Below are 15,380 nucleotides of genomic sequence, written 5' to 3'. Positions count from 1 at the left end.
CGCTGGGCCGCGGAAGCCCCCGCCCTCAGCCCCAACGCCGAGAACTACGCAGCGAGGTCCCGCTCGGACGCCCCGGCCCCGGCCCGCTCGCTCCGAGCCCCGGAGACCACGGCGTCCGCCCCGTCGCCACCGACCCCGCGTCCACGCCCCCGCACAAGCCACCCCACCCGAGGCGACCGCTCGATCGCCCGGGTGACCGGCGTCAACAGCGCCATCGCCACCGGCGACAACAGCAACGCCACAGCCGTCCCCAGCGCGAACCCGCCCACCACATCGGTCGGGTAATGCACTCCCATGTAGACGCGAATGAACCCGCCGAACACGGCCAGCACCAACGCGACCAGCCCGAACCTCCGGTTCGCGACGAACAGCCCGACCGCCATCGCCATGACGATCGTCGCGTGGTCGCTCACGAACGAGTAGTCGGTCTTGCCGCTGACGAGCACCTCGAGCCCCTGGTGGTCCAGGAACGGCCGGGGCCGTTCCACGAAGCCCCGTATCGGCACGTTGACCAGCACGGCGATCCCCGCCGCGAGCGGCGCCCAGACCAGCGCCGCGACGGAGGACGCCGCGTCCTCCTCGCCCCGGCGCCGCACGGACCACCAGCACCAGAGCACGAGCAGGACGATGGCGAGCAACAACCCGTACTCGCCCACGAACTCCATGACCCGGTCGAACCACGGCGGCGCGTCCTTGGCCAGGCCATTGATGTCATAGAGCAGGTCGACGTCGGGGTTCGACCCGGATTCGGCGAGTCCAGCCATGATGCTGCGGCCCCTTCATCGTCTCTCCCGGCGCACCTGTGTGTGCGCCGCTCCTGCCACCCCCGTGGTTGTAGATCCGCTTCCGCTGCACGCGTGCGTGACACGTGCCGACTCACGTCCGCTCGGCTACGTCACCAGGAACGCATGGTCCCCGCTGATACGTTCCACACTCCACCGAATGATCACGCAGACGTTATCGAAGAGAGACACGTCTTCGCAGCTCAGGGGGCGGGTTCACACTCAGCTCACACCGTCGTGGGCAGTGCTTTCGCGCCATCTTCGGTCACCCGGGTGGCCCCGAAGTAGTCGGGGGTGTCGATCGGGTCGAACCGGATCACCGCACCCGTTCGCGGCGCGTCGATCATGTACCCGCCTCCGACATAAATGCCGACATGCCGGATGGCACGCGAATTGGTGAGGTCGTCCGAGAAGAACACGAGGTCACCCGGGAGCAGTTCGTCCCGAGCGGGGTGCGGCCCCGCGTTGTACTGGTCGTTGGCGACGCGCGGCAGCTTGATGCCCACCGTCTCGTAGGCGGCCTGGGTCAGTCCCGAGCAGTCGAACCGTCCGCCCTGCTCAACGGTGCCGGTGCCGCCCCACAGGTAGGGCGTGCCGAGCTTCTTCTGCGCGTACTCGATGGCGCCGGCGGCCTGCTCGGAGGGGTCGACCCGCCCGACGGGTGCCGCGAAGCTCTCGGAGAGCGACGTGATCCTCTTCACGTAGTTCCGCGTCTCGCTGTACGGCGGCACGCCCCCGTACTTGATCACCGCGTACGCCCCCGCGTTGTACGCGGCCAGCATGTTCTCGGTCGGATTCCCGCCAACCTTCTTCACGTACGACGCGAGTTCGCAGTCGTACGACGCGGCGGAGGGAATCGCGTCCTTCGGGTCCCATACGTCCCGGTCCCCGTCGCCGTCGCCGTCGATGCCGTGCGTGGCCCACGTACCGGGAATGAACTGCGCTATCCCCTGGGCGGCGGCGTGGCTCTGGGCCCTCGGGTTGAAGCCGCTCTCCTGGTAGAGCTGGGCGGCGAGCAGGGCCGGGCTGATGGCGGGGCAGAGGTTGCCCCACTTCTGCACGAGGTCCGAGTACGCGGCGGGCACCGCCCCCTTGGCGAGGGCTTTCGCCCCGCCGCCGACCCCGTTGGCCAGGTTCCCGGCGACGATGTAGACCCCGACGACGAGCAGCATCACGAAGGCCAGGGCGGAGCTGATCGCAACACTCGCCACGATCCATGCCTTACGCACCGTCAACCGCCCCTCGCCGGCCAGGAGTCCGTCGCCTGGTCAGTGTAGAGGCGGCCGCCGTGCGCCGGAATGATCACGGGGAGGAGAGTCGGGGCGGAAAGGGGAACACCCAAGAGCACGGGTCGGCACGGCGGGGGGCAACCGGCGCACGGCCCGTCACGGGTCGCCCGCCGCCTCCCGGTACAGCCGCCCCGCCTGCGCACCGAACACCACGCTGTAGGACACATCGGGGGTCGACCCGCCGTCTTCATGGCCGCCGAGAATCCCCACGACCTGCCCGTCCCCGTTCACCCAGGGGCTTCCGCTGGTGCCGCCGGTGAACCCGGGGCACGCGATGCGCTGCTGGGTGGGACTGTGCGCGGTCGGCTTGTTGGTACAGCTGACGGGCGTCTCGCGGGAGTCGGGATATCCGGTGAGGGTCACGGCCGTCGCCCCCGTCGCCGCACCGGTGACGAACCGGTAGCCACCCACGACGTCCTCGACGTCCTCGACCTCCTCTCCGCCCCGCGGCGCGACCACGGCGAACGCCACGTCACTGTCCTCCCGCCGCCCTTCGATCCACCCCCGGGGCATGAACCGCCGCTTCACCTTCCACACCCCGTACGGCGCGCGGCCGTCCCGGTACCCGGGCACGAACACGAGCTCCCCGCGCCCGTCCAGGCAATGCGCGGCGGTGACGAGCAGATTCCGGTACGGAGCACGCACGACGGACGCGGTACAGAAGTGCCCGCCGCCCGGCCGAGTCGCCCGCTCGGCGGGGACGAGCACCCCGACCCGCCCGCTCCCCGCACCCGCCCCCGCGGTGAAGGTCACCCCGAAGGGCCCGGCGCCGTCGTCGGCCACCGCGGTGGACGCGGAGGTGAGGGCCACGAGAACCACGGCGATGGAGAGGACGCGCTTCATCCGCGCCACTGTGTCGGACGAAGGTGAGAGAAGCGTCAGACGCCCGACCATCACGGGCGCCTACGCCCTGGCGGGCCCCCCGTCCAGCGGCTCCTGCCCGGCGCAGTTCCCCTACGCGAACACCTCCGCCTGAACGGCGTCACCGGCGGCGGCAACGGCACCTGCCCCACCGGCTGCTTCCGCGCCGCCCGAACGGGATATGCAGGACCGACCGGCTGGGGCACCCCGAATGGAGTCGCCTTCACGGCTGGCCCCTCACGGTCGTGACAGACCGTCACGGAAGAAACGCGGGACGAACGGGCCGCGGCAACCCAGCCGCGGCCCGTTCCCCGCGCCAGGTAGCCTTCACCCGGAGAACGCCGGGTCGACCGCTCACCCGACCGACCGTCAGAAACGGTCCGAAAAGGTGACGCAGGTCGTAGAAGGGCACAACGACGGAACCACACGACAGGTTTCGCTCAGGCCTCATTGCCCGGCGTGACCTGCCGTGATACACAGAGTGACCATACGATCCTTTGTGCATCGTCCGTCGCCTCCCTTAGGGGCCGGCGCGGAACGGTGGCAAGGTATTCGTACGAAACCCGCCACTCAATGACGCCAAGTCGACATCCGACAGCGTCATCGTCGGCGACAATGAGGCCTGACCTCTGCACGACCGCAGAGGGTGCGGAACTACCCAACAGGGGCGGTGACTTACATGCTCTTTGCGGCCGATAAGGGAGACATCAACACCATCATCGGCGGGATCGCTCCGGACTGGGGCCCCTTCGGCAGCCTGGGCAACGAGGCCAAGGTGATGATCGAGGTCGTGATGGCGGTCGCCATCCTGCTCTGCCTCGGCATCGCCATCTGGGGCGCCGCCAAGCAGCGCATCGGTGCCACCGCCCTGCGGGACACCTTCAGCGCGGAGCAGGGCAAGGGCCTCATCATCGCGGGCCTGACGGGCGTGTTCATCATCGGCTCACTCGGCACGCTCTTCACCATCGTCTACGGCATGGCCGTGTAGGCCGGGCCCCACCCGCCCCGGCCGGGCACGCCCGGCTCCCCCTCCACCCCACCCGCCCGTCGTGCCCACCGGCGAAGGTTGCGTTTCCCTGATGTCGAGTCACCACACCGCGCCCGCGCGGGAACCAGCACGGCTACCGTCGTACGAGGAGTACGGACAGTACGACCGGTACGAGGTGTTTCCGCACGACGTCGAGGGGGCGTACGCGGCATGAGTCTCGGTGACGAGCACGAGGCCTCCGGCGGCTACGGCGGCACGGGCCAGACCCGCACCCGCCTGCCCGACAACGGAGCCGACCCCTACGGCACCCCCCGCCGCCGCTCGTCGTCCCGCAGCCTGGTCACGGTGGTCGGCGTAGTCGTCCTCCTCATCGCGGCAATCGCCTTCGCGAATCGGGGTGGGGACGATTCCTCCTCGTCGGACGACGCCGGCACCAAACCGGAAACAGCAGCCACGGCTCCTTCCGGCCAACGCCCCGTCGAGTCCAAGTCGGCCGCCGGTATCCCGTCGGGCTTCGCCCAGGACCAGGAGGGCGCGGAGAGCGCGGCGGCGAACTACGCGGTGGTGCTCGTCTCGGCCGACATCCTCAAGCCCGCTCGGCGCCCCGAGATCGTCCGTCAGGTGTTCGACGCCGGGAGAGTCTCCGAGCTGGAGAGAAACCTCGACCGGGTGTACGACAAGGCGTTCCTGGACAAGGTCGGCCTGGACCAGGACGGCAACGCGCCGAAGGGCAGCACCTACGTCTCCCGCACCACGCCGGTCGGCACCAAGGTCACCGACTACGGAGGCGGCACCGCCACCGTCGAGGTCTGGTGCACAGGTGTCTACGGGATGACGGGGGAGAGGTCGGAGAACCCGGTCACCAACGACTGGTTCACCATGACCCTCCAGTTGCGCTGGACCGACGGTGACTGGAAGGTCGACAGCTTCTCCCAGAAGGAAGGCCCCGCGCCGGTCAACGGCGACAACAGGGTGTCGACGTCGGACGACATCTCCAAGGCCGTCGAGGAGTTCGGAGGGTTCACGTATGCCCGGTAGCCCGCGCCGCGCAGCCAAGCTCGCCGCGACCCTCACAGCCGTACAGACCGCCGTCGTCCTGTTCGCCGGGCGGGCGGTCGCCGCCCCCACGCCGTCGCCCACACCCAGCAACGACAACTGCTCCCTGCTCTCCGGCAGGGCCCGGGAGATCTGCGAAGGCGACACCGGCAGTGGCGGCGGCTCCGGCGGCGGCACCTCCCGCCTCGACCCCACCTCCACCCTCGACCCCCTCTCCTCCCTCGCCAAGGGCTGTGCCGACGCCGCCTCCTGGACCGTCGGCAAGCTCAGCGAGGCCGTGAAGGACACGGCGAACGTCGACTTCACCAACCCCAAGTTCCTCCAGCAGTACGCCGTCGTCTTCGCCGCGTCGACGATCCTCACGCTCCTGCTCTGGGTCCTGGCCGTCGCCAAGCGAGCCGTCCGCGGCGTCCCCGTCACCACTGCCATCTCAGAAGCCATCGGCTTCCTCTGGCTGACCGTGCTGGCCTCCGCCTTCACCCCGCTGATCCTCTACACGGTCGTATCGGCCACCGACGGCATCACCGAGGTCCTCGCCAAAGCCACCGGCGACCAGACCGACGCCTTCTTCGGCACGTTCTCCGAGGCCCTCAAGAAGGGCGAGGACATCGGCGGCGGCCCGATCATGCTGATCGTCGTCTCCCTGGTCAGCATCCTCGCCGCCGGCGTGCTGTGGCTGGAGCTCGTCATCCGCGCCGCCCTGCTCTACGTCGGCGCCCTCCTCGGCACCGTCGTCTACGCCGGCCTCGTCGACAAGAACCTGTGGGGCCACGTCCGCCGCTGGGCCGGCATCATGATCGCCGTGATCCTGGTCAAGCCGGTGATCGTCATCGTGCTCGGCCTCGCCGGCGCGCTCTCCGCCGACGACGGACCCGACGCCTTCTCCGCCGTCGTCTCCGGCCTCGCCATCATCCTGCTCGCCATCTTCGCCAGCGCGATGATCTACCGCTTCGTCCCCGGCTTCGGCGACGAGATCGCCGGCTCCCGCAACAACCGCCTCATGCAGGGCGCCGAAGGCAAGGCCGCGGCCGTCATCAGCTCCCCGGCCTCCCTGGTCGCGCAGGGCATCAAGACCCACAGCTCCCGCGCCGACAACAACGGCGGAGGCAGCCAGTCCTCCGCCCCCCGCCCCAGCAACCCCGCCTCCGGCGGAGTCGCCGCGCACAGCTCGCGCACCTCGAACGGCGGCGGTGGATCTGTCCCCTCCGCCGCACCCGCACCCCGTTCGAGCAGCCCCGTCAACACTCCCCACGCCAGCAGCACCCGCAACAGCAGTACCAATCGCACGGGAGGTGAAGGGCGTTGACGACCGAGTCCCACGTGTCCCATCCGGTCACGCCCCGCCGTACATATCTGATCGGCCGCGCCCGGCCGAACGCGATCATCGGCCGCAACCGCGAGACCGGCGAGATCGCCCTGATCGTCGTGGGCGCGTTCCTCGGCATGATGTGCGGGCTCCTCGTCCCCGTGCTGTCCCTGCGCATCGTGCTGCTCGCCGGGTTCCCGATGCTGGCGCTGGCCGCCGTGTACGTGCCGTACAAGCACCGCACGTTCTACAAGTGGTTCGAGATCAACCGCAGCTACAAGCGGACCCTGAAGCAGGGAGCCGCCTACCGCTCCTCCGTCATCGAGGCCGGGACGCGGCTCGACGGCCGGGAGATCGAGGTCGGACCGCCCCCGGGCATCGGCCGGATCACCTGGCTCTCCGCCCCCTTCGGCCCCGACGAGATCGCCGTCCTGCTGCACGCCGACCGCAAGACCGTCACCGCCGCCATCGAAATCGAGGGCCCCGGCGTCGGCCTGCGCGACAGCGAGGACCAGGAGGCCCTCGTCGACCGCTTCGGCACGCTGCTCAAGCACGTGGCCAACGGCGACGGCTTCGTCACCCGCCTCCAGATGCTCGCCCGCACCCTCCCCGCCGACCCGGACGCCCACGCCAAGGACGTCGCCGTGCGCGGGGACGACAAGGCACCGCCGTGGCTCCAGCAGTCGTACGAGCAGCTCCAGTCGATGGTGTCCACCAGCAGCGAGCAGCACCGCGCCTACCTCGTCGCCTGCATGCACTACACCCGCGACCTCGCCGCCGAGGCCAACGCCATGGCCCGGGCCGCCCGCGCCCACGGCGGCAAGGCCGACCGGGACGCCGGACTCGCCGTCGTCATGGCCCGCGAGCTCACCGACATCTGCTCGCGCCTCCAGGAGGCCGACATCCGCGTACGGCAGCCGCTCGGCCAGAGCAGACTGTCCTCGCTGATCCACTCCATGTACGACCCGGACCACCCCATCGACCACATCCAGGCGATGACGAAACGTAATGCCTGGCCGGCCGAGCTGGACGCCATGGAGCCCACCTACCTCCAGGCCAAGACCCGCGAGTCCAGCACCCGCGCCCCCTGGTGCCACGCCACGGCCTGGGTGAAGGAATGGCCGATGACCCCCGTCGGCGTCAACTTCCTCGCCCCGCTGCTCGTCCACACCCCGGACGTGATCCGCACGGTCGCCGTCACCATGGACCTCGAACCCACCGAGGTCGCCATCGAGCGCATGCTCACCGAGAAGACCAACGACGAGGCCGAGGCGTCCCGCGCCGCCAAGATGAACCGCACCATCGACCCGCGCGACGTGGCCGCGAACTCCCGGCTCGACCAGCGCGGCGAGGACCTCGCCAGCGGCGCCGCCGGCGTCAACCTCGTCGGCTACATCACCGTCTCCTCCCGCTCCCCAGAGGCCCTCGCCCGCGACAAGCGGACGATAAGGGCCTCGGCGGGAAAGTCGTACCTGAAGCTGGAGTGGTGCGACCGCGAGCACCACCGCGCCTTCGTGAACACCCTTCCCTTCGCCACCGGCATTCGGAGGTAGGACCTATGCGGGACCCGCTGTCCGTCCTCACCGACGCCTTCACGTCCTTCCTCTTCGGGAAGGTCGAGACGACCCGGCTCCCGGTGCGCACGTCCACGGGCCAGGCCCAGGCGGTCTACCTGCCGACGGCCGCCCCGGGCCTCGGCGACTCCGGCGTCATCATCGGCCGCGAGGTGTACTCCGGAAAGGGCTACATCTACGACCCCTTCCAGCTCTACGGCCAGCAGCTCCCCGCCCCCCACTGGCTGGTCCTCGGCGAGTCCGGCAACGGCAAGTCGGCGCTGGAGAAGACGTACGTCCTGCGCCAGCTCCGCTTCAAGGACCGCCAGGTCGTCGTCCTGGACGCCCAGGGCGAGGACGGGGTGGGTGAATGGAACCTCGTCGCCCAGGAGCTGGGCATAACTCCCATCCGCCTGGACCCGATGGCGGCCCTGGACATGGGGATCCGCCTCAACCCGCTCGACCCGGCGATCACGACCACGGGCCAGCTCGCGCTGCTCCGGACGATCATCGAGGTCGCGATGGGCCACGGCCTGGACGAACGCTCCGGCTTCGCCCTGAAGGTCGCGCACGCCTACGTCAACGCGACCATCGTCGACCGCCAGCCGGTCCTGTCCGACATCGTCGAGCAGCTGCGCCACCCCGAACCCGAGTCGGCCGAGGCGATGAACGTCGCCATAGACGACGTACGGGCCTGGGGCCTGGACGTGGCACTGGTGCTGGACCGTCTCGTCGACGGTGACCTGCGCGGCATGTTCGACGGCCCCACCACGGTCGGCATCGACCTGGACGCCCCGCTCATCGTCTTCGACCTGTCCCACATCGACCGCAACTCCATCGCCATGCCCATCCTCATGGCGATCGTCGGCGTGTGGCTGGAGCACACCTGGATCCGCCCCGACCGGAAGAAGCGCATCTTCCTGGTCGAGGAGGCCTGGCACATCATCAACAGCCCCTTCGTGGCCCAGCTGTTCCAGCGCCTGCTGAAGTTCGGCCGGCGACTGGGCCTGTCCTTCGTGGCGGTCGTCCACCATCTGTCCGACGTGGTGGACGGCGCGGCGGCGAAGGAGGCCGCGGCGATCCTGAAGATGGCCTCGACGAGAACGATCTACGCCCAGAAGGCGGACGAGGCGAGAGCGACGGGCCGCGTCCTGGGCCTCCCCCGCTGGGCCGTGGAGATCATCCCGACCCTCACGCCCGGCATCGCCGTCTGGGACGTCAACGGCAACGTCCAGGTCGTCAAACACTTGGTCACGGAGACCGAACGCCCACTGGTCTTCACCGACCGCGCGATGACCCAGTCGTCCGCCGACCTCGCGGAGGACGACGCCCTGCACGCCGCCGAACTCGAGGCGGAGGAACGGGCGGCGGCCTTCGTGGAACACCGCCTGGGCGACTCCGAATCGACGGTGGCGTAGGGGGAGGACGCGTGAGACCGGACGACCGCCGCAGCGGGCACGAGACCCAGGGAGGCATCCCCGACGGCCTGCTGGTCGGCATACTCGCGTTCCTCCTCGGCATGACCCTGCTGGTGTGGTCGGCCACCGGCCTCGCCGCCCTGTTCGCCCACGGCTCCTGGCCGTCCGGCGTCACCTTCGCCCGCACGCCCCTGGCCATGCGCGGCCTCATCGCCCAGCCCCACGACATCCCCGGCGCCTGGCCCGACACACCCCCCGGCGAACTGTCGGGCTACGGCCTGTTCTGGGGCCTGTTCATCGGCCAGTTGATGATCCTGGTCGTCCTGACGGTGTTCGTGATGGGCACGCTGGCCCGGTGGCGGGCGGTCCGGGCGAGGCGCCGGGCGGAACGGGCGGCCGCGGAGGAACGCGCGGCGTCCGCCGGAGGAGCCGTGCACGAGGCACCGACGCGGCACGAGGTGCCGGCGGCGGAGCAGCACGGGGCGCCGGCCCCGGCGCAACCCGGCGCCCCCACACCGGGCCGGCACATGGCGCCCACGCCCGCGCCGCACGACGCACAGACACCGGCGCACCACGACTCCGCCGCGTCGGCGCAGCACGACGTCCCCACCCCCCGCCGCGCCGCCCCCGAGCCCACGCACATCCTGGAGCCGACCGCGCCGCTCGCCCCGGCCCCGGCCGCCGCGCCCACACCCCCGGTCTCCCTGTTCGGCCGGGAACGGGTGGGCGGCTGGGAAAAGATCCTCGTAGCCCCGAGGGAGTCCCGCCAGACCACCGCCGCCCAGGCGGTACGCGACGCGGAGGGCCCAGCCCTGGTCGTCACCTCGAACCCCGCCCTCTGGCAGGACACGAAAGACGCCCGGGCCAAACTGGGCCCCACTCACCTCTACGACCCCACCCACCTCTGCGCCACCCCGGCTCGCCTCCACTGGTCGCCCACAGCCGGCTGTGAGGACAAGGCCACAGCCACGGGAAGAGCGACCGCCCTCCTCGCCCCCGTCCGCCCCACGGCCAAACTCGATCAAGCCCTCAGCGACACGGCCGAGACACTCCTGCGGAGCTACCTGCACGCCGCCGCCATCGACGGCCGCACCATCCGCCACGTCCACCGCTGGTCCCAGGGCAACCAGATCCAGGACGCCGTACGGATCCTCCGTACCAACCCCAAGGCCGCCCCAGGCTCCGCGGGCGAACTCGAAGGCGCCCTCACCGCCCACCCCGAACGCCGGGACATGGCCCAGCAGCTGACGACCCGTGCCCTCGCGGCCCTCTCCACGGTCAACATCCGCGAGGCCTGCACGCCCAACCGAAATGATGCCCTCGCCCTGGATTCCTTCGTCGACGAAGGGGGCACGCTTTATGTGGTGGGTGAATCCATCGAGGACCCCAGGACGAATCCGGGCGCGATGCCCCTCCTGACGGCCCTCGTCTCCAGCGTGGTCGAGCGCGGCCGGCGCATGGCCGAACGGTCATCCTCCGGTCGCCTCGACCCACCATTCACGCTCGTCCTGGACGACGTCGCCGCCGTGGCCCCGCTGCCGCAGCTCCCGGAGCTGCTGGCCACCGGTACGGACCGGGGCATGCCGACCCTGGCCCTGCTCCGGTCCCGCGAACAGGGCCGCGCCCGCTGGCCGCACGACGAACTACCGGTCTGAGAAGGGCACCCCCGCCGAGCTCCGCTCGAGCACGAACTCCAACTCCCGGGCGTCCCCCAGAGGAACGGTCAGCCCGCTCGGCAGGAACCCCGCCCGGCGATAGAACCGCTGCGCCCGCCCGTTCTCCTCGTGCACGATGAGCCGCACCCGCTCCAGCCCCCGCCCCCACGCCCACTCCAGAGCCGCGTCGAACAGCACCTCGGTCAGCCCGCTCCCACGCTCCTCGGGCCGTACGAACACGCCGACCACGTGCCCCTGCTTCCGCTCCACCGGAAACCCGGCCCAGTCCGTCGTCCCGGGCTCCTCCACGAGCACGGTCAGCGTCCCCACCCACTGCCCGTCCGGCCCTTCGGCGATGATCTGCTGCCTCGCGTCCGCCCCTTCGGCGGCGCCGGCCGTCCGCTCCTGCCAGAAGGAGTCCGGCCTGGCCACGGCCTCCTCGTACGTCTCCAGGAAGGCCAGGTGCGCCACCGGGTCCCGCAGCGCCGCGAGCCGCAGCTCCTTCGCCGCGGCCCACTCATCAGCACGGACGGACCGGATCACATAGCTCATGCCCGCAACGGTAGTACCCGGGTACGACACCCCTCACCCCGATTACCGCCGCCGGTCCGACGACCGCCGCCCCCGCCCGCACGACCATCGAAGCATGCTGACGGCACACGAACTCACCAAACGCTACGGCGACCGGACGGTCGTCACCGACCTCTCCTTCACCGTCCGCCCCGGCACCGTCACCGGCTTCCTCGGCCCGAACGGCGCCGGCAAGTCCACGACCATGCGCATGATCCTCGGCCTCGACGCCCCCACCCGCGGCCACGCCACCGTGGCCGGACGCTCCTACGCCGCCCACCCCGCGCCCCTCACGGAGGTCGGCGCTCTGCTGGAGGCCCGCTCGGTCCACCCCGGCCGCACCGCCTACCACCACCTGCGCGCCCTGGCCCACACCCACGGCATCCCCCGCGCACGAGTCGAACAGGTCCTCGGTCTCACCGGCCTGACCGACGTCGCCCACCGCCGCGTCAAGGGCTTCTCCCTCGGCATGGGACAGCGCCTCGGCATCGCCGCCGCCCTCCTCGGCGACCCGGCCACCCTCATCCTCGACGAGCCCGTCAACGGTCTCGATCCCGAGGGCGTGCTGTGGATCCGCACCCTCCTCAAGTCCCTCGCCGCCGAGGGCCGCACGGTCTTCGTCTCCTCCCACCTGATGAGCGAGATGGCCCTCACCGCCGAGCACCTGGTCATCATCGGCCGCGGCCGCCTCCTCGCCGACACCACGGTCACCGACTTCGTCCGCGACTCCGGCGCGGGCACCGTCAAGATCGTCACCCCCCAGGCCTGCGACCTCGTACGCCTGCTCACCGCACCCGGCGTCGACATCACCACCGACAGCCCCGGCACCCTCCAGGTCCGCGGCGCGGACGCCCAGCACATCGGCCGCACGGCAGCCGCCCACGGCATCCCCCTCTACGAACTGACACCCGGCACCGCCTCCTTGGAGGAGGCCTTCATGGACCTCACCCGCGACGCGGTGGAGTACACGGCGACCCTCGAAGGAGCGGCAGCATGACCACGGCGACCCTCCCCTACCGCGTGACCCCGGCCCGCGTCCTGCGCTCCGAGTGGCACAAGCTCTGGACCCTGCGCTCCACCTGGATCACCCTCATCGCCACCAGCGCCCTCACCGCCGCCATGGGCGCGGGCCTGGGCGCCGCCTACGACGGCACCGGCGAAGGCGGCATGGACACGGTCGTCTTCGTCCTACTCGGCACCCAGTTCGCCCAGATCAACCTCGGCGTGCTGGGCATCCTCGCCACGGCCGGCGAGTACTCCACGGGCCAGATCCGTGCCACGATGACCGCCGTCCCACGCCGCCTGCCCGTCCTGTGGTCCAAGGCAGCCGTCCTGGCCGCGATCGCCTTCCCCCTCACCCTGCTGACGAACCTGGTCACCTTCCCCCTCGCCCAGTCCTTCCTCGCCGGCACCGACCAGTCCGCCGCCCTCGGCGATCCCGGCGTCCTGCGCGCCCTCGTCGGCAACGCGGCCGGCCTTACCCTCCTCGCCGTCCTCGCCCTCGGCATCGGCGCCCTGGTCCGCTCGGTCCCGATGGCGATCGGCGCCTTCATCGGCCTCATCATGATCGTCCCGGAGGTCCTGGCCATGCTTCCGTACGAGATCGTCGACGACGCCGTCCGCTACTTCCCCGGCAAGGCCCTGGAAACCCTCACCACCGCCCAGCCCCTGCCCGGCACGGCCTCCCCGGGCACCGCCCTGCTCGCCATGATCCTTTGGACGACGGCGACCCTCACCATGGCCGCGGCGGTCCTACGACGCCGAGACGTCTGACAAGCGGCATCGGAAACCCGCACGATGAACCCCGTGACGGAAGACCGGGCGCAGGAGCCCCTCACCGAGTACGCGCACCGCCTCACCCGCAGGCTGCGCGCCTTCGACCGACGCCACCCCCTGCTGTGGGACGCGCACATCACCGGCTTCTGGGTGACAGCGGCCCTGATCGACTACGTCGGTCGCGGCTGGCGCCACAACGCCCACAACCTCGACGTCCCCGGCTGGCTCCTCCTCACCCTGAGCCTCGGTCTCTCGGTGCCTCTTCTCTGGCGACGCACCCACCCCCGGGCCGTCCTCGCCGCCATGGCCCTCTTCGCCCTCGTCAACGCCTGGACCGGCGCGGCCCTCCAGGCAGCCCTGCTCCAGCTCGCCGTCGTCTACCACATCGCCCTGCGCCGCCCCCTGCGCGACCTGTGGTGGGCGACGGGCTTGGTGATCGCACCGGTCCTGGTATCGGTCGCCCGCCACGGGGAGGGCACCTGGGACCAGCAGATCGGTTCCCAGCTGATGTCCGTCACCGTGGCCGTCCTCATCGGCATCACGGTCCGCACCCGCCGCAACTACACCGAGGCCCTGGAGGACCGCGCCCGCCGCCTGGAGACCGAACGCGACCAGCAGGCGCGACTCGCCACCGCCGCGGAACGCGCCCGCATCGCCCGCGAGATGCACGACATCATCGGCCACAACCTCTCCGTGATCACCGGCCTCGCCGACGGCGGCAGATACGCGGCCGCCAAGTCCCCGGAACGCGCCGCCCAGGCCCTCGACGCCATCGCCACCACCAGCCGCCAGGCCCTCACCGAACTCCGCCGCCTCCTGGACGTCATGCGGGAGGACGAACAGCACGACCAGGCCGACCTGACCCCCCAGCCCGGCCTCACCGACCTCGACCAGCTCCTCGACGGCGTCCGCTCCGCAGGCCTCCCCGTCCACACCACCACCCACGGCAGCCCCACCCTCCCCCCAGGCCGCCAGCTCACCGTCTACCGCGTCATCCAGGAAGCCCTCACCAACACGCTCAAGCACGCCGGCGCGGGCGCCACCGCGAAGATAGAGCTGTCGTACGAGGACAAGGGAGCCGTGACAGCGACGATCACGGACACAGGCAACGGCAGCCGAAGCGACGGCCCGTCCCGAGACGGTCGTGGACTACCCGGAATGCGCGAGCGAACCGCCCTGTACGGCGGCACACTTGAGGCTGGCCCCCGCCCGCACCCCGAGCAGGGCTGGCGCGTCCGCCTACACCTCCCGGAGGAAACCCCGCAGTGACCACGGTCCTCATCGCCGACGACCAGCCCCTCCAACGCTTCGGCTCCCGCATGCTCCTGGAGAGCCAGGACGACATGACGGTCGTGGGCGAGGCGGCGAACGGCAGTGAAGCGGTCCGCATGGCGGCAGAACTGCACCCCGACGTCGTCCTCATGGACATCCGCATGCCCGGCCTGGACGGCATCGAGGCGACCCGCCGCATCACCGCCGCCGGCGACCGCACCCGCATCCTGATCGTCACCACCTTCGACCTGGACGAGTACGCCTACGCCGGCCTCCGCGCAGGCGCCTCCGGCTTCCTGGTCAAGGACGCCCAGCCCGAGGAACTCCTCTCCGGCATCCGCGCGGTGGCCACCGGCGACGCGGTCGTCGCCCCCAGCCTGACCCGCCGTCTCCTCGACGCCTACGTCCACCACCTGCCGACCGACCCGACGACGGAAACCGCACCTCACGAGGACCCTCGCCTCGCTTCCCTCACCGACCGGGAACGGGAAATCCTCACGGTCATCGGCAAGGGCTGGACGAACACGGAGATAGCCACACGCCTCCACCTGGCCGAGTCGACGGTGAAGACCCACGTGGGCCGCATCCTCGCGAAGACCGGTTCCCGCGACCGCATTCAGGCGGTGATCCTGGCGTACGACACGAAGCTGGTCCAGCCGTCGTGAAAAACCCTCACGGAAGCACAAAAAAGGCCCACACCATAAGGTGTGGGCCTTTCTCAAAAATTGTTCGGCGGCGTCCTACTCTCCCACAGGGTCCCCCCTGCAGTACCATCGGCGCTGTAAGGCTTAGCTTCCGGGTTCGGAATGTAACCGGGCGTTTCCCCTACGCTATAACCACCGAAACACTATGAA

Annotated in this window: 15 protein-coding genes and 1 rRNA gene; 11 read left to right on the top strand and 5 right to left on the bottom strand. The window is 70.5% G+C overall.

Going from position 1 to position 15,380, the window contains the following annotated elements:
- Positions 1 to 44: 44 nt before the first annotated feature.
- The 3 genes from QC385_RS03555 to QC385_RS03545 all read right to left on the bottom strand — a co-directional run bounded on the left by QC385_RS03555 (position 45) and on the right by QC385_RS03545 (position 2,914).
- Positions 45 to 764 (bottom strand): phosphatase PAP2 family protein, encoded by a 720-nt coding sequence (locus QC385_RS03555; protein ID WP_279539784.1) that lies wholly within the window; start codon positions 762 to 764, stop codon positions 45 to 47.
- A gap of 245 nt (positions 765 to 1,009) precedes the next feature.
- Complete coding sequence (locus QC385_RS03550; RefSeq protein WP_279539783.1) at positions 1,010 to 2,011, bottom strand: bifunctional lytic transglycosylase/C40 family peptidase; 1,002 nt, start codon at positions 2,009 to 2,011, stop codon at positions 1,010 to 1,012.
- A 156-nt stretch (positions 2,012 to 2,167) separates the two neighbouring features.
- Entirely contained in the window at positions 2,168 to 2,914 is a 747-nt protein-coding gene (locus QC385_RS03545) for a trypsin-like serine peptidase (protein ID WP_279539782.1), read from the bottom strand.
- A gap of 697 nt (positions 2,915 to 3,611) precedes the next feature.
- Between QC385_RS03545 and QC385_RS03540 the strand changes: the two genes are divergently transcribed.
- The 7 genes from QC385_RS03540 (at position 3,612) to QC385_RS03510 (ending at position 10,908) form a co-directional block, all read left to right on the top strand.
- Complete coding sequence (locus tag QC385_RS03540; protein WP_003991275.1) at positions 3,612 to 3,920, top strand: hypothetical protein; 309 nt, start codon at positions 3,612 to 3,614, stop codon at positions 3,918 to 3,920.
- 91 nt (positions 3,921 to 4,011) lie between these two features.
- Entirely contained in the window at positions 4,012 to 4,134 is a 123-nt protein-coding gene (locus QC385_RS03535; protein WP_279539781.1) for a hypothetical protein, read from the top strand.
- Positions 4,131 to 4,958: a hypothetical protein gene (locus tag QC385_RS03530; protein WP_279539780.1), complete on the top strand. Its 828-nt coding sequence runs from the start codon at positions 4,131 to 4,133 to the stop codon at positions 4,956 to 4,958. Before QC385_RS03535 ends, QC385_RS03530 begins: the two co-directional genes overlap by 4 nt.
- A complete protein-coding gene (locus tag QC385_RS03525; protein ID WP_279539779.1) occupies positions 4,948 to 6,282 on the top strand; it encodes a hypothetical protein in 1,335 nt (444 codons plus the stop codon). Before QC385_RS03530 ends, QC385_RS03525 begins: the two co-directional genes overlap by 11 nt.
- Positions 6,279 to 7,835 carry an SCO6880 family protein gene (locus QC385_RS03520; protein WP_279539778.1) on the top strand — a complete coding sequence of 519 codons (1,557 nt, stop codon included), beginning with the start codon at positions 6,279 to 6,281 and terminating at the stop codon, positions 7,833 to 7,835. The genes QC385_RS03525 and QC385_RS03520 overlap by 4 nt, the downstream gene beginning before the upstream one ends.
- Before the next feature lie 5 nt (positions 7,836 to 7,840).
- The gene (locus QC385_RS03515) at positions 7,841 to 9,253 is read left to right on the top strand and encodes an ATP-binding protein (protein WP_279539777.1); all 1,413 of its coding nucleotides are present in this window, start codon (positions 7,841 to 7,843) and stop codon (positions 9,251 to 9,253) included.
- Positions 9,254 to 9,264: 11 nt separating this feature from the next.
- Complete coding sequence (locus QC385_RS03510) at positions 9,265 to 10,908, top strand: type IV secretory system conjugative DNA transfer family protein (RefSeq protein ID WP_279539776.1); 1,644 nt, start codon at positions 9,265 to 9,267, stop codon at positions 10,906 to 10,908.
- Here QC385_RS03510 and QC385_RS03505 read toward each other — a convergent pair.
- On the bottom strand, positions 10,897 to 11,460 hold the full coding sequence (locus QC385_RS03505) for a GNAT family N-acetyltransferase (protein ID WP_279539775.1): 564 nt from the start codon (positions 11,458 to 11,460) through the stop codon (positions 10,897 to 10,899). The two genes, QC385_RS03510 and QC385_RS03505, sit on opposite strands and share 12 nt — an antisense overlap.
- Before the next feature lie 94 nt (positions 11,461 to 11,554).
- Here QC385_RS03505 and QC385_RS03500 point away from each other — a divergent pair, with 94 nt between their 5' ends.
- The 4 genes from QC385_RS03500 to QC385_RS03485 are packed head-to-tail and all read left to right on the top strand — an operon-like array spanning position 11,555 to position 15,191.
- The gene (locus QC385_RS03500) at positions 11,555 to 12,475 is read left to right on the top strand and encodes an ABC transporter ATP-binding protein (RefSeq protein ID WP_279539774.1); all 921 of its coding nucleotides are present in this window, start codon (positions 11,555 to 11,557) and stop codon (positions 12,473 to 12,475) included.
- The gene (locus tag QC385_RS03495) at positions 12,472 to 13,251 is read left to right on the top strand and encodes an ABC transporter permease (protein ID WP_279539773.1); all 780 of its coding nucleotides are present in this window, start codon (positions 12,472 to 12,474) and stop codon (positions 13,249 to 13,251) included. Before QC385_RS03500 ends, QC385_RS03495 begins: the two co-directional genes overlap by 4 nt.
- 24 nt (positions 13,252 to 13,275) lie before the next feature.
- Positions 13,276 to 14,523: a sensor histidine kinase gene (locus QC385_RS03490; protein WP_279539772.1), complete on the top strand. Its 1,248-nt coding sequence runs from the start codon at positions 13,276 to 13,278 to the stop codon at positions 14,521 to 14,523.
- Positions 14,520 to 15,191 carry a response regulator transcription factor gene (locus QC385_RS03485; protein WP_279539771.1) on the top strand — a complete coding sequence of 224 codons (672 nt, stop codon included), beginning with the start codon at positions 14,520 to 14,522 and terminating at the stop codon, positions 15,189 to 15,191. Before QC385_RS03490 ends, QC385_RS03485 begins: the two co-directional genes overlap by 4 nt.
- Positions 15,192 to 15,253: 62 nt before the next feature.
- Here QC385_RS03485 and rrf read toward each other — a convergent pair.
- Positions 15,254 to 15,370: ribosomal RNA gene (gene rrf, locus QC385_RS03480) — 5S ribosomal RNA — on the bottom strand.
- Between the last annotated feature and the right edge of the window lie 10 nt (positions 15,371 to 15,380).

Origin of the sequence: Streptomyces sp. DH10 (assembly GCF_029813805.1) — a bacterium.
Taxonomy (GTDB): Bacteria; Actinomycetota; Actinomycetes; order Streptomycetales; family Streptomycetaceae; genus Streptomyces; species Streptomyces coeruleofuscus.
Note: the sequence above shows the minus strand (reverse complement) of the source record. Positions and strands in the feature narration are given on the sequence as shown.

What these genes read in the sequence shown, in the direction of transcription:
- QC385_RS03555 (WP_279539784.1), bottom strand. Translation starts at nt 764, where the DNA reads ATGGCTGGACTCGCCGAATCCGGGTCGAACCCCGACGTCGACCTGCTC.
- QC385_RS03505 (WP_279539775.1), bottom strand. Translation starts at nt 11,460, where the DNA reads ATGAGCTATGTGATCCGGTCCGTCCGTGCTGATGAGTGGGCCGCGGCG.
- QC385_RS03490 (WP_279539772.1), top strand. Translation starts at nt 13,276, where the DNA reads ATGAACCCCGTGACGGAAGACCGGGCGCAGGAGCCCCTCACCGAGTAC.
- QC385_RS03540 (WP_003991275.1), top strand. Translation starts at nt 3,612, where the DNA reads ATGCTCTTTGCGGCCGATAAGGGAGACATCAACACCATCATCGGCGGG.
- QC385_RS03530 (WP_279539780.1), top strand. Translation starts at nt 4,131, where the DNA reads ATGAGTCTCGGTGACGAGCACGAGGCCTCCGGCGGCTACGGCGGCACG.
- QC385_RS03535 (WP_279539781.1), top strand. Translation starts at nt 4,012, where the DNA reads ATGTCGAGTCACCACACCGCGCCCGCGCGGGAACCAGCACGGCTACCG.
- QC385_RS03500 (WP_279539774.1), top strand. Translation starts at nt 11,555, where the DNA reads ATGCTGACGGCACACGAACTCACCAAACGCTACGGCGACCGGACGGTC.
- QC385_RS03525 (WP_279539779.1), top strand. Translation starts at nt 4,948, where the DNA reads ATGCCCGGTAGCCCGCGCCGCGCAGCCAAGCTCGCCGCGACCCTCACA.
- QC385_RS03545 (WP_279539782.1), bottom strand. Translation starts at nt 2,914, where the DNA reads ATGAAGCGCGTCCTCTCCATCGCCGTGGTTCTCGTGGCCCTCACCTCC.
- QC385_RS03515 (WP_279539777.1), top strand. Translation starts at nt 7,841, where the DNA reads ATGCGGGACCCGCTGTCCGTCCTCACCGACGCCTTCACGTCCTTCCTC.
- QC385_RS03495 (WP_279539773.1), top strand. Translation starts at nt 12,472, where the DNA reads ATGACCACGGCGACCCTCCCCTACCGCGTGACCCCGGCCCGCGTCCTG.